The following is a 12,633-nucleotide window of genomic DNA, read 5'->3' as shown; positions in this document are numbered from 1 at the left end:
ATCGCATGCAACCATCGATCGATCGCCGCAGTTTCATCGCCATGGCCGCCGCCGTGGCGATTCCGTTGCCACAGGGCAACCGGCTCTCGTTCGATGTGTTCCGCAACGGCAGCAAGGTGGGCGAGCAACACCTGCGCTTCATCGATGCCGGCGATATGCTGACGGTCGATAATCACGTCGAGTTGAAGGTGGGATTGCTGGCGATCCCGCTGTTTCGCTACACCGCGCATATCGTCGAGCATTGGCGCGATGAACAATTCGTCTCGGCCACCAGCGCCATCAACGACAACGGCACCCCGTATCAATTATTCGTCGAACGCCAGTCCAGCGGCGTCGTCATCCAGGGTAATCGCACGCCACGCTACGTCGCGCCCGCCAATGCGCTGCCGCTCACCTACTGGAACAAGGCCATGCTCCGGGGGCCCATGATCAATATGCAGACCGGCCATACCGATACACCCCGCATCGCGAAGCTGGGCTGGTTCAAACTGCCTGCGCTGCCCAGCGGAACCGTTACGGCTGAGCAATACAAACTCACCGGACCGATCCGCCTTTCAGTCTATTACGATCAGAAAAATATCTGGTCCAGCCTCGCATTCGACCACAAGGGCCATATCACGTACAAGCCCGTCCGTGGCTGAGCGCGCCATGCCGCACCGCCGCACCGCCGCCTTACGGGTTATTCTGGGCGATCAAGTATCGCGCGACATCGCGAGCCTCACGGATATCGATCCGCAGGCCGATGTCGTCTTGATGGCCGAGGTGATGGGGGAATGCACCTACGTGCCGCACCATCCCCGGAAAATCGCCATGATCCTGGCCGCGATGCGCCATTTCGCCAAGGCTCTGACCGCCCGCGGCATCCAGGTGCGCTATGTATCGCTCGACGATCCGGATAACACCGGTACCTTGTCCGGCGAGGTCGCGCGCGCCGTCCATGCCCTGCGCCCAACCCGCATCATCGCGACCGAGCCCGGCGAGTACCGCGTGCGCGAGGCGATGCGCAACTGGTCCGATGAAACCGATGTGCCGTGCGAGAACCGCGAGGATACCCGCTTCCTCGCCAGCGCCGATGAATTCGCCCGATGGGCGGAAGATCGCAAGCAACTGCGCATGGAGTTCTTCTACCGGGTGATGCGCCGCAAACACCGCATCCTGATGGAGGGCGACGAACCGGTCGGCGGCCGCTGGAACTTCGATAGTGAAAACCGCAAATCCCTGCCTGAAACCATCGAAATCCCCACCCCGCTCCGCTTTGCCCCCAGCGCCGAAACCACCGCCGTGATCGATCTGGTCGCGGCGCGCTTCGCGGGCCATTACGGCACGCTGGAGCGGTTTGATTACCCGGTCACCGCTCAGGATGCCGAGGCCGGCTTCGCCGATTTCCTGTCGCACCGCCTGCCCCAATTCGGCGACTGGCAGGATGCGATGGCTGCAGGTACGCCCTATATGTTTCACGCCCTGGTCTCCGCCCCGCTCAATCTCGGCCTGCTCGACCCGCTCGATCTCTGCCGCCGGGCCGAGGCGGAATACAATGCCGGCCGTGCGCCGTTGAACGCGGTAGAAGGCTTCATCCGCCAGATCCTCGGCTGGCGGGAGTTCGTGCGCGGCGTCTACTGGCTTCATATGCCCGACTACGCAACGAAAAACGCGCTCGACGCCACCCTGGACTTGCCCGAGTTCTACTGGACTGGTGACACCGCGATGCGCTGTATGGCCGATACCATCGCCCAGACAATGCGCCACGCTTACGCCCATCACATCCAGCGGCTGATGGTCACCGGCAATTTCGCCCTGCTCGCAGGCATCCACCCCGATGCGGTCGATCAATGGTACCTCGCCGTCTACGCCGATGCCTATGAATGGGTCGAAATGCCCAACACCCGCGGCATGGCGCTGCACGCCGATGGCGGCATCGTCGGCTCGAAACCCTATGCCGCGTCAGGCGCCTATATCAACCGGATGAGCGATTACTGCGCCAAATGCAGCTACGATGTGAAGGACGCAACCGGCCCCCGCGCCTGCCCGTTCAACGCGCTGTATTGGGATTTCATCGACCGCCATCAGGAACGCTTCGCCAACAACCCCCGCATGGCGATGCCGGTGCGCAGCTGGCGGGGCATGGCGGAGGCGAAACGCGCGGCCTTGCAGGCGCGCGCGGCACATCTCCGTAAATCTCTTGCAAAAGGCATCAGAGTTTGAAAACCCCGAAACCCGCCGACGGCATCGTATGGATCACCGGCGCCTCCAGCGGCATCGGCCTCGCTTTGGCGGGAGCGCATCTGGCACGCGGCTGGACCGTCGCGGTCACCGCCCGGCGCGCAGACCCGCTACAGGCCCTGGCGGCACGGTTTCCCGGCCGGGTCATCGTGCAACCGGCCGACATCACCGATGCCGATGCGATCAACGCAGCCGTCGCCGCAATCGAGGCCGAGCACAAAATCGCCCGCGCCATTCTGAATGCCGGCACCTACGAGCGCGATACCGCCGAAACCTTCAGCGCCGCACGGTTCCGCCGCCAGGTCGACCTCAATCTGACCGGCACGGCCATCTGCCTCGAGGCGATCATGCCACGCATGATCGCGCGTAGCGCCGGCCAGATCGGTTTGGTCGCCTCGCTCGCCGGTCTCGCCGGCCTGCCAGGCTCCGGCTCCTATTCGGCGACCAAGGCCGGGCTGATCGCGCTGGCGGAATCGCTCAAATTCGATCTGGACAAGCGCGGCGTCGCAATATCGGCGATCTGCCCCGGCTTCGTGAAATCGCCGCTGACCGCGAAAAACACCTTCCCGATGCCGTTCCTGATGGAGGCGGATGCCGCCGCCACCACCATCATCAAAGGGCTCGACGCCAACACATTCATGATCGCGTTTCCCGAAGGACTGGCCCGGCCGCTGCGGATTCTGCGCAGCCTGCCGTACGGCGTGTTCTTCCCCCTGATTGCGCGCGGCACCAAGGGGCAGGACTAGATCACAGCGTAAACCGATCCTCGGCAATGTCTTCGCTTTCGCCGAATCGCCGTTCGGCGGCATCGAGTGCCGCGCGGATCGCGGTGAAAATCCGGGTGATCTGCTCGGGCGAGAAGCTGTAATTGTTGCGGTTCGACAAATTGCCGATCTTGCGAATCGCATCCAATGCCTCGTTGGTGCGGTTTTCGGCAAGCCGCTTGAATGCGTCGGATTTATCCCGTGCCATGATCAACCTCCTGTCAAAATATTCGTGCCGGTACTGCCAAAACCTTGGGCATCGCGCGGCGTCCGGTCCAGATCGTCGGTCTCGCGCCAAGCAATCCGGCTCACCGGCGCCAGCACCGCCTGGGCAATCCGCATGCCGCGCGTGACCGTAAAGGCGGCATCACCGGCATTGAAAAGTATGATCTGGATCTCGCCCCGGTAATCCGCATCGATCGTGCCCGGGCTGTTCGCGATCATGATGCCCTGCTTGAGCGCCAGCCCTGAACGCGGGCGGATCTGCAATTCAAAATCAGGCGGCAAGGCGATCGCCAGACCGGTCGGCACCAGCGCGCGGGCGAGGGGGGCAATCACCATCGGTTCGGCATTGGCCGCCAGCAGATCAATCCCGGCCGCGCCGGCCGTGGCATAGTCAGGCAACGGCAGATCGGCGCCGTGGGGCAGGCGCTTGACCGAAACAACCACACTCATGAAAAAACCTCGATCATCCGAAAGACCAGCCGATCCGCGATTGCGGCCTTCGAAGCCCGCGCCCAGTGCTCTGCCCCATTTTTATCGACCAGCACAACCTCGTTGGCCTCGCCGCCCATCACGTCCGAACCCGCCCCGACATCGTTGGCGATGATCCAGTCACATCCTTTGCGCGCAAGCTTCGCCGTCGCGTTGTCGAGCAGATGCTCCGTCTCGGCGGCAAAACCGATCACCAACGCCGGCCGACCCTCGGTGCGGTGTGCAATGTCGCTCAGAATATCGGGATTCTCGACGAACGAAAACTGCGGCGGCACGCCGGATTTCTTGATTTTCTGTTCCGAGGGCACAACACGCCAATCCGCCACCGCCGCACAGAACACCGCAATGTCGGCCGGCAGCGCTGCGTTGACCGCCGCATGCATCGCGCGCGCCGATTCGACATGCACACAGGTCACGCCAGGCGGATCGGCCAATGAAACCGGCCCGGTCACCAGGGTCACGCGCGCCCCTGCGGCCGCCAGCGCCCGCGCAATCGCGTGGCCCTGCCGGCCGGAACTGCGATTGGCAATATACCGCACCGGATCGATCGCCTCATGCGTCGGCCCGCTGGTGACGATCGCGTGCCGCCCCGCCAGCGCACCCGTATCGGCAAGATGGGCCGCAATCGCCGCGAAAATCGCCTCGGGTTCAGCTAGCCGCCCCGGTCCGAATTCGCCGCACGCCATCGCCCCGTCATCCGGCCCGATCACGGTCACACCGCGCGCCTTCAGTGACGCGATGTTAGCGGTGGTCGCCGCGTGCTGCCACATCCGCACATTCATCGCCGGCGCCACCAGGACCGGCTTGTCCGTCGCGAGCAGCACCGTCGTTGCCAGGTCGTCGGCCATCCCGGCCGCCATCCGTGCCAGAAGATCCGCCGAAGCGGGTGCCACGACCAGCAGATCGGCACTGCGTGAGAGCTGAATATGCCCCATCTCGCTCTCATCGGTCAGCGAGAACAGATCAGTGAACACCCGATCCTCGCAAAGCGCCTGCAGAGACAGCGGCGTGACGAATGCCGCACCGCCCCGCGTCAGGACCACGCGGACGCCGATTGCGGCCTTGCGCAGCAACCGGATCAATTCGAGCGATTTATAGGCAGCGATCCCGCCACTGACGATCAGCAGAACCCGCTTGCCCGCCGCTGCGTCGCCTGCACTCAAATCCGCCATCCCGTATGGATCGCGGCAATCCCGCCCGTCAGATTCCGGTAGGTCACCCGCGCAAATCCCGCCGCCCGCATCATCCCCGCCAGCGTCTCCTGATCGGGAAACATCCGGATGCTCTCAGCGAGATATTGATAAGACTCCCGGTCCCCCGCAACCCGCGCGCCGATCGCGGGCAGCGCCGCAAACGACCACCGCTCATACAATGGAGCCGCGACCGCGACCTGCAATTTCGAAAACTCGAGGCAGAAAAACCGCCCGCCCGGCTTGAGCACCCGCAGCGCCTCGCTCAGCACCCGATCCTTGTTGGTGCAGTTGCGCAAGCCAAACGCCATCGAAACCCGGTCCACCGTGCCATCCGCCATCGGCAGCGCTTCGGCATCGGCCACCGCGAATGCAATCCCGCCGATCAGGCCGCGCTGCTCCGCGCGCTCGCGCCCAACGCCGAGCATCTGCTCGTTGATGTCGGTCAACAACACCGGCCCGCCCCCGCGCCGCCGCCACTGAAACGAGATGTCGCCGGTGCCGCCCGCAAGGTCGAGCAATGTCCGGTTCGGCCGCGGGTCCATCAGCGTGACGAAATCACGCTTCCAAAGCCGATGCACCCCCAGCGACATCAGATCGTTCATCACGTCGTATCGCCGTGCGACACTGTTGAACACCGCCCGCACACGCTGGCTTTTCGCACTGCGCTCGACGGTGGAAAACCCGAAATCGACGGTATCGCTGCTGCTGGTATCGGCCATGGCATCAGGCTATAGCGACAAACGCATCATGCCGGAACTCCCCGAAGTTGAAACCGTCATGCGCGGCCTCGCAGCGAGTCTGCAAGGCAGGCGTATCACAGCGGCCCGCCTCGCGCGCGGCGATCTGCGCTGGGCCGTGCCGGATGGCTTCGTGCAAGCGATCGTCGGCGCGCGGGTCGATGCGTTTCGCCGGCGCGGCAAATACATGTTCATGCAACTCGATCGCGACATCTCGGTGCTCATCCACCTCGGCATGTCCGGCCGCATGACGATCGACCGCGACCCGCTGCCCCACCAGCACCTCACCCTCACCACCGATCAGGGCGGTGTCGTCGGCTTCGTCGATCCCCGCCGGTTCGGCGCGCTCGATCTGGTCGCCACCGCCGCGGAAGACAGCCACCGCCTGATCCTCGGCCTCGGCCCCGAACCCCTCCTGCCGGACTTCACCGCCCGCGTGCTCGGCGCCGCCCTCGCCGGCAAGGCAACCCCGATCAAATCCGCCCTGCTCGACCAATCCATCATCGCCGGCCTCGGCAACATCTATGTCAGCGAAGCCCTGTTCCGCGCCAAAATCAGCCCGTTCCGCCTCGCCGGCACACTCACCCCCGCCGAGATCCGAAACCTCGTCAAAGCCATTCGCGCCACCCTGACCGAAGCGATCGCCGCCGGCGGCTCATCCCTGCGCGACTACGTCCAGCCGTCAGGCGAACTCGGCTACTTCCAGCACGCCTGGAAAGTCTACGGCCGCACCGGCCAACCCTGCGAACGCTGCCCCGGCCCACCCCACTGCACAGGCATCGAACGCGCCACCCAAGCCAACCGCTCCACCTTCTGGTGCCGCCGCACGCAGGCCTGACACACGATCCCGGCCCACCCCACACCTCAGGCCGGCCGGGATCACGCGCCGCGCGCTGCGCGCACGAACTGCCGCATCAGGTCGGCCGATTTCACGCCCGGTGCGGTTTCGACACCGGATGACACATCGACGGCTGTTGCGCCGCTGCGCGTGATGGCTTCGGCCACGTTGTCGGGCGTCAAGCCGCCGGCGAGCAGCCAGGGGGCGGGGGCTTGCCAGGCTTGCGTCACCGTCCAGTCCAGTGCCACGGCGTTGCCGCCGGGGCGATCGGCGCCGGCGGGGGGTTTTGACTCGATGATGAACCCGTCCAACCCTTCGTCATCGTCTGGCAGGTCAGCCGCCGCCGCCACGCCCACGGCGCGCCACACCGGCAGGCCGAACGCCGCCCGCAGCGCGCGGCAGGTTGCCGCGTCGGTGTATAGTTGCAGGACATCCAGCGACGTTGCTGCAAGCACGGTGGCGATCATTGCGGCATCGGGCGCGACAAACAGCCCCACCCGCGTCACCGTGCCATCCGCCCCCAATGCGGCGGCCTCAGGGCCGGTGATGTAGCGCGGCGAACGCGGATAGAAGTTCAACCCGACCCAGTCCGCCCCGGCATCGACCGCCGCGCGATAGGCCGCCGGCGTGTTGATGCCGCAAATCTTGCTGCGCGCCATCAGACGATCGAGGCGGCGATCGCGGCCGCCGCCGCCGCCGGATCGGCGGCCTGGGTGATCGGCCGGCCCACCACGATGTAGCTCGCCCCCGCCGCCACGGCCTGCTGGGGCGTCGCCACCCGGGCCTGGTCGCCGTGCCCGGCCCCCGCCGGCCGAATGCCCGGCACCACCAGAACCGGCGCTTCACCGAAGGCGTCGCGCAGGACCGAAATTTCGGCCGCGCTGCAGACCAGCCCATCCGCCCCGGCGTTCAACGCGAGGCGCCCCAGGCGCAACACCTGCTGGCGCGGGCCGCCGGCCACGCCGGTCTGTGATAATGCGCCGGCCGAAAGACTGGTCAGAACCGTGACCGCCAGCAGCAGGGGTCTTGCATCGCCCGCAGCGTCCGCCGCCTCACGCGCCGCGGCGATCATCGCAGCACCGCCCGCGGCATGGATCGTCAGCATCGCCGGGCGGCACGGCAGCAACGCCCGCACCGCGCCGGCCACGGTGTTGGGAATATCGTGCAGCTTGACATCGAGAAACACCGGATAGCCACCGCTCGCGCCAAACACCGCCGGCCCCAGCGCGCTGAACGCTTCGAGCCCCAGCTTGATCAGGCCGCAATGCGGCCCGACCGAAGCGGCCAGCGCGCGCACGCGCGCGGCATCCCCCGTATCGATCGCGGTGATCAGGCGCTTATGCGGCAAATCCGTGGGTCGGGGCGGCACAACCGGCGTCAACGCGCCGGCGGCAAGGAAAGCGGCGCTGTCGTGTTGGTCATGACCGGCGGCACCGGTTGGGCGGCCTGCATCGCGGCGACCTGCTTTTCCGCCCGCCGCGCCCTGCGATGCGCGCGAATGCGGTGCGGCACCAACAGCAGCATGCCGATCAGCACGCCCAGCGCGAACGCGACCAGCACGATCGCGCCGACCGGCGCCACCCCCAGCGTACCGAACGGCCAGAACCCGACGATCGCGGCGCTGCGGTTCGACAGCAGAAACACCACGAGCACCAGCAGCACCAGACAGGCGACGAAATACCGGAGGAGTTTCAGCGTTTGGTCCCTTTCCGCTTCGGCGCGGCGGTTGCCGCAACCTCGGCCACGGCCATGCCAGCATTGATCATTTCACGCAATTCCCGCCCCGCCCGGAAAAACGGCACGGTCTTTTCCGTCACATCGACCGTCTCGCCGGTGCGCGGGTTGCGCCCGGCGCGGGCCTGGCGCCGCTTGACCGAAAACGCCCCGAAACCGCGCAGCTCCACCCGGTCGCCCCGCGCCAGACTCGCGGTCATTTCATCGAACAAGGCAGAGACAATGCGCTCCACATCGGCCAGGGTCAGATGTGGATGATCCGCCGCCAATGCGGTGATCAGTTCGGATCTCGTCATAAACCCCCGCCTCCCGTTTTCGCGAGCCTGCCAGAGAGACGCTGCCGGGTCAACCGGATTTCGGGTAGATTATTGAAAACAAGCGGATTTTTCGGCTCGAGACCGGCGCTCACCCCAGATGCAGCGCGGTCTGCAATCCCTCCAGAATGAATTGCGCCGCCAGCGCCGCGACCAGAATGCCCAGCACGCGCCCGACCACGCTCGCCCCCGTCGTTCCCATCAGCCGCGCGAGGGCACGGGCCGACAGCATCGCCAACAAGGTCGCCAGGATCAACGCCGCCAGACCCAGGCTGATCGCGACAATCGCGCCCGGCGCACCATTCGCCCTGGCATGCAGCAGCACCATCGTGGTCATCGCACCCGGCCCGGCAATCAACGGGATTGCCAGGGGAAACACACTGATGTCCTCCGTCGTGTTGCTCGCCGCCGCCTTTTCCTGGTCGCTCGCGCGCAACTCGCCCTTCGCCGTCACCATGTCCTTGGCCGATAGAAACAGCAGCGCCCCACCGGCGATCTGCAACGCCGGAATCCCGATGCCGAGCAGCCGCAACAGCTTCTCACCCGCCAGGCCGAAAATCAGCAGCACCACGAAACTGATCACCGACGCCCGCTTCGCGATGCCGCGCCGCTTCGCCGCATCGTCGTGCATGGTCAGCCCGGCAAACACGATCGCGGTGCCGACCGGATCGATGATGACGAACAACGCCACCACCGCATAGAGGAACTCGCCGGTGAATTGACTCAGCATCGCACCCCCTCGGCCAGCGCCAGATCGTCCGGCGTGTTGATATTCATGAACGGATCACGCCCGTCGGCAAACGCAACCACCCGCATCCCCAGCCCGCGCGCGAAATCCGACACACGGTACGGCCCATCCGAACATAAAAACCCCTCCAGCGCGCCCGCCGCCGCCACCGGCCACCGCGCCACCAGATGATGCACCCGCCCCCCATGCGCCGCGACCGCCGGCCCATCGCCAAGCCTGGCCACCAGATCGAGCGGTACGAACGGCGTATCGACCGGCACACTCACCACCCAATCGCCACCCCGCGCCGCCGCCCAGCGCAACCCCGCCAATACCCCCGCCAACGGCCCCTTGCCGCGATGCACACCATCCCCCACCACAGGCAATCCCACCCCGTCGAACCGCGACACATCGCCCGCCGCACTGATCACCAGCCCGCCCGCCTGATTGGCCAGGCGCTCAACCACATGCGCCACCAAAGGCCGCCCCCGTAAACCCACAAACGCTTTGTCCACCCCCCCCAACCGCCGCCCCGCCCCGCCGGCCAGGATCAATCCGTACACCGCCGTCATGGCGGGTCGGCCGGAGTGTTCGGGGGGACAGAAGGCCAGGAGGCTTTGCCCCCTGGACCCCCACAAAGGGCGGAGACCTTAGAACCCGTTAGTTTTAATCGGGGAAGGGCGATCCACGCATATGCCGCGGAAAGGCACGGGCATCGCCCTTCCCCGACTGAAACCAGTGGATTCCAAAGGCTCCGCCTTTGGCGGGGTCCAGGGGCAGAGCCCCTGGCCTTGTCCCGCCGAGAGCTCCGGCCCAACCGACATGATGGGGGAAAAATGGGGCGAACGATGGGTTTCGAACCCACGACATCCAAGACCACAACCTGGCGCTCTACCAACTGAGCTACGTCCGCCACCGGGGTGCGGTTTAGGCTGACAAGGGCGTGGTCGTCAATTCCGTGTGGCGGGCGGTCATGCTGCTTTCTGTCCCATCAGGTCGCGGGCGATCATCGTTTCGGCGATTTGCACGGCATTGAGGGCGGCGCCTTTGCGCAGATTATCGGAGACGCACCAGAAGGCGAGCCCGTGTGGCACGGTGGCATCGACGCGCAGGCGCGACACGTAGACGGCGTCTTCTCCCTGTGATTCGAACGGGGTGATGTAGCCGCCGTCGTCGCGTTCATCGAACACGATGATGCCGGGGGCGCCGCGCAGGGCGGCGCGGGCCTTATCGAGCGGGGCGGCGTTGGCGAATTCGACGTGTACGGCTTCGGCGTGACCGATGAACACCGGCACCCGCACGCAGGTGGCGATGACGGCGATATCGGGGTCGAGGATCTTGCGGGTTTCGACCGCCATTTTCCATTCTTCCTTGGTCGCGCCGTCGGCCATGAAGCGGTCGATGTGCGGGATGACGTTGAAGGCGATGGGTTTGGTGAAGATCTCGGGGGGGCCGTAGTCGTTGACGTAGGTGGCTTTGGTCGCGCGTTCGAGTTCGTCCATGCCTTCCTTGCCGGCGCCCGACACCGATTGATAGGTCGAGACGACGACGCGCCGTACCGTGAATTTGTCGTGCAGGGGTTTGAGGGCCACGACCATCTGGATGGTCGAGCAGTTCGGATTGGCGATGATCCGGCGCCAATCCTTGCGGGCCGCGAATTTATCCAGCGCCTGCGGGTTCACTTCCGGCACGACCAGCGGCACGTCCGGGTCCATCCGGAACTGGCTGGTGTTGTCGATCACGATACACCCGGCATCGCCCGCGCGCGGCGCGTGGATCGCGGAGATCTCCGCACCCGGCGAAAAAAACCCGAAATCCGTGCCCTGAAAATCATAGGTTTCCAGGTTGCGCACGGTCAGCACGCGGTCTTCGCCGAAGCTGACCTGCTGGCCCGCCGAGCGGGGCGAGGCGAGGGCGACGACGTCGGTAATCGGAAAGTCGCGTTCCGCCAGCGTCTTGAGCATCTCACGCCCGACCGCACCGGTGGCACCGACAACCGCAACCTTGTAACCCATCACAATATTCCCCAAACAAAACCGTAGTTTCAGGTAGCTTTCCCGTGGGATCGGCGCAAGCATATTGCGTGCATGGGCGTGCCGCGTGTCATGAACCGATCCGCAGGATATGATCGGAAACCACCCACCACGCGAGCCCGCAGACCAGCCCGAACACGATCAGCGCCTCCGCCGGCGACCCGGTGCGGCAGAGTGGAAAGCCCCAGCTTCGCCGCAGCGGCCATGCGAGGCGTAACCCGCGCGGGGTCAGCATATCCGCCGCCAGATGGGACAAATAGCCGATGGCGAGCGCAGTGACCGCATCGCGGCGTTGCCCTGCCCATAGCAAGGCGGCGACCAGCCCGCCCACCGCGATTGCCGAATGGGTGATGCCGCGATGCCCGAGGCTTCGCGCGATCACCGTCGAAACCGGACGCGTCCGCCGCCCGACCCAGGATTGCGGGTGGTCGATATCCGGCAGCAGCGAACCCGCGATCGCGAGGCCAAGGTCGATCGGGTCGAGCGGCGCGCGATGCAGCAGGGGTGCGGCAACGAACCACGCTGCGATCCCGACCACCACGTGCGACTTGGCCATCATCCGAGTCTTATCAAAATGGTCATGCATTCATCATCCAGCGACCTGTTGCCAGGTTCTGGCCTTTGACGATCGGTGTGGTTGATCATTCCAGAAGCCGAGCCGACGAACCGTGCCCCGCCAACAACGAAACCGCCTTCTTATCGAACGAAACGAAATTTTCGCCACCAAGCCAGCGTCCCTGGTAGGCGATCAGGCCATCGGCGAAGTCACCACCCGCATCCAGCACAGCCAGCCCCGCATCGACAGCCGGCCGATCGACCAGCACATTGCCGGCGGCAAGCAACGCAGTGATTGCCGCCGAAATCTCGCTCTGCCCGAACCCGTAAACCCGACGCAGCACCCACACGAACTCGCACAGGCAGGACCCGGCAACCGCGATGATTTCTGCCGATTTCAAGAGATCCACGGCCAATTTCGCCTGTCTCTTGTCGTCCTGCACCACCGCCCGCACCAGGACATTGGTATCGACCGTAATTTTCACGGATCGCCCGCCCAGCCTGCTGCCATGGCCTCGTTCATCTCCTCGATCGTGGCGATTTTTGTGGTTTTACCCGCCAGCAAACCGACGAACCCATCGATCGATCCTGCCGGACGCGCGGCCCGCAGCGCCACCGTCCCGTTCGGCAGCTTGTCCACCTCGATCATGTCGCCCGGCCGGATGCCGAGGTGTCGCAGCACATCCTTGCGGAACGTAACTTGTCCCCGAGCGGTAACGGTCAGCACGGTCATGATGTTTCTCCAAAACCGAACGCAATAATAATGCAATTTTACATTATCTACAAGGAGAATCGCTTCCCGTC

General features: G+C 65.3%; 18 protein-coding genes and 1 tRNA gene. 4 read left to right on the top strand and 15 right to left on the bottom strand.

What is annotated here, in order from left to right; translation table 11 throughout:
* Positions 1-5: 5 nt before the first annotated feature.
* The 3 genes from AruPA_RS01605 to AruPA_RS01595 are packed head-to-tail and all read left to right on the top strand — an operon-like array spanning position 6 to position 2,966.
* Positions 6-641 carry a DUF6134 family protein gene (locus AruPA_RS01605; RefSeq protein WP_265634489.1) on the top strand — a complete coding sequence of 212 codons (636 nt, stop codon included), beginning with the start codon at positions 6-8 and terminating at the stop codon, positions 639-641.
* Between the two features lie 7 nt (positions 642-648).
* Complete coding sequence (locus AruPA_RS01600; RefSeq protein WP_408858565.1) at positions 649-2,202, top strand: cryptochrome/photolyase family protein; 1,554 nt, start codon at positions 649-651, stop codon at positions 2,200-2,202.
* Positions 2,199-2,966 carry an SDR family NAD(P)-dependent oxidoreductase gene (locus AruPA_RS01595; protein WP_265634487.1) on the top strand — a complete coding sequence of 256 codons (768 nt, stop codon included), beginning with the start codon at positions 2,199-2,201 and terminating at the stop codon, positions 2,964-2,966. The genes AruPA_RS01600 and AruPA_RS01595 overlap by 4 nt, the downstream gene beginning before the upstream one ends.
* A gap of 1 nt (position 2,967) precedes the next feature.
* Here the strand turns inward: AruPA_RS01595 and AruPA_RS01590 are convergent, their stop codons facing one another.
* The 4 genes from AruPA_RS01590 to AruPA_RS01575 are packed head-to-tail and all read right to left on the bottom strand — an operon-like array spanning position 2,968 to position 5,610.
* Complete coding sequence (locus AruPA_RS01590; protein WP_265634485.1) at positions 2,968-3,192, bottom strand: hypothetical protein; 225 nt, start codon at positions 3,190-3,192, stop codon at positions 2,968-2,970.
* Positions 3,193-3,194: 2 nt separating this feature from the next.
* Complete coding sequence (gene dut / locus AruPA_RS01585; protein ID WP_265634483.1) at positions 3,195-3,659, bottom strand: dUTP diphosphatase; 465 nt, start codon at positions 3,657-3,659, stop codon at positions 3,195-3,197.
* Positions 3,656-4,870, bottom strand: coding sequence for a bifunctional phosphopantothenoylcysteine decarboxylase/phosphopantothenate--cysteine ligase CoaBC (gene coaBC / locus AruPA_RS01580; protein WP_265634482.1), 1,215 nt, complete (start codon positions 4,868-4,870; stop codon positions 3,656-3,658). Before coaBC ends, dut begins: the two co-directional genes overlap by 4 nt.
* Complete coding sequence (locus AruPA_RS01575; protein WP_265634480.1) at positions 4,858-5,610, bottom strand: class I SAM-dependent methyltransferase; 753 nt, start codon at positions 5,608-5,610, stop codon at positions 4,858-4,860. The genes coaBC and AruPA_RS01575 overlap by 13 nt, the downstream gene beginning before the upstream one ends.
* Positions 5,611-5,638: 28 nt before the next feature.
* Here AruPA_RS01575 and mutM point away from each other — a divergent pair, with 28 nt between their 5' ends.
* Positions 5,639-6,466, top strand: a complete 828-nt coding sequence (gene mutM, locus AruPA_RS01570; RefSeq protein ID WP_265635116.1) for a bifunctional DNA-formamidopyrimidine glycosylase/DNA-(apurinic or apyrimidinic site) lyase — start codon at positions 5,639-5,641, stop codon at positions 6,464-6,466.
* Between the two features lie 41 nt (positions 6,467-6,507).
* Here the strand turns inward: mutM and AruPA_RS01565 are convergent, their stop codons facing one another.
* The 11 genes from AruPA_RS01565 to AruPA_RS01515 all read right to left on the bottom strand — a co-directional run bounded on the left by AruPA_RS01565 (position 6,508) and on the right by AruPA_RS01515 (position 12,562).
* Entirely contained in the window at positions 6,508-7,125 is a 618-nt protein-coding gene (locus tag AruPA_RS01565; RefSeq protein WP_265634478.1) for a phosphoribosylanthranilate isomerase, read from the bottom strand.
* A complete protein-coding gene (gene pyrF, locus AruPA_RS01560) occupies positions 7,125-7,814 on the bottom strand; it encodes an orotidine-5'-phosphate decarboxylase (RefSeq protein WP_265634476.1) in 690 nt (229 codons plus the stop codon). The genes AruPA_RS01565 and pyrF overlap by 1 nt, the downstream gene beginning before the upstream one ends.
* Before the next feature lie 29 nt (positions 7,815-7,843).
* Positions 7,844-8,128: a lipopolysaccharide assembly protein LapA domain-containing protein gene (locus tag AruPA_RS01555; RefSeq protein ID WP_265634474.1), complete on the bottom strand. Its 285-nt coding sequence runs from the start codon at positions 8,126-8,128 to the stop codon at positions 7,844-7,846.
* A gap of 29 nt (positions 8,129-8,157) precedes the next feature.
* Entirely contained in the window at positions 8,158-8,496 is a 339-nt protein-coding gene (locus tag AruPA_RS01550; RefSeq protein WP_265634472.1) for an integration host factor subunit beta, read from the bottom strand.
* Positions 8,497-8,605: 109 nt separating this feature from the next.
* Entirely contained in the window at positions 8,606-9,244 is a 639-nt protein-coding gene (locus tag AruPA_RS01545) for a MarC family protein (protein WP_265634470.1), read from the bottom strand.
* A complete protein-coding gene (mobA, locus tag AruPA_RS01540) occupies positions 9,238-9,813 on the bottom strand; it encodes a molybdenum cofactor guanylyltransferase MobA (RefSeq protein WP_265634468.1) in 576 nt (191 codons plus the stop codon). Before mobA ends, AruPA_RS01545 begins: the two co-directional genes overlap by 7 nt.
* 265 nt (positions 9,814-10,078) lie before the next feature.
* Positions 10,079-10,154 (bottom strand) — tRNA-His (locus AruPA_RS01535).
* 58 nt (positions 10,155-10,212) lie between these two features.
* Positions 10,213-11,256, bottom strand: a complete 1,044-nt coding sequence (locus tag AruPA_RS01530; protein WP_265634466.1) for an aspartate-semialdehyde dehydrogenase — start codon at positions 11,254-11,256, stop codon at positions 10,213-10,215.
* An 88-nt stretch (positions 11,257-11,344) separates the two neighbouring features.
* Positions 11,345-11,830 carry a metal-dependent hydrolase gene (locus AruPA_RS01525; protein WP_265634464.1) on the bottom strand — a complete coding sequence of 162 codons (486 nt, stop codon included), beginning with the start codon at positions 11,828-11,830 and terminating at the stop codon, positions 11,345-11,347.
* Positions 11,831-11,915: 85 nt separating this feature from the next.
* Positions 11,916-12,314, bottom strand: coding sequence for a type II toxin-antitoxin system VapC family toxin (locus AruPA_RS01520; RefSeq protein WP_265634463.1), 399 nt, complete (start codon positions 12,312-12,314; stop codon positions 11,916-11,918).
* Positions 12,311-12,562 carry an AbrB/MazE/SpoVT family DNA-binding domain-containing protein gene (locus AruPA_RS01515; protein ID WP_265634461.1) on the bottom strand — a complete coding sequence of 84 codons (252 nt, stop codon included), beginning with the start codon at positions 12,560-12,562 and terminating at the stop codon, positions 12,311-12,313. The genes AruPA_RS01520 and AruPA_RS01515 overlap by 4 nt, the downstream gene beginning before the upstream one ends.
* Between the last annotated feature and the right edge of the window lie 71 nt (positions 12,563-12,633).

The sequence above is a fragment of the Acidiphilium sp. PA genome (assembly GCF_026191915.1).
In the GTDB taxonomy this organism is placed as follows: domain Bacteria; phylum Pseudomonadota; class Alphaproteobacteria; order Acetobacterales; family Acetobacteraceae; genus Acidiphilium.
This window is presented reverse-complemented; position numbering and strand designations above follow the sequence as displayed.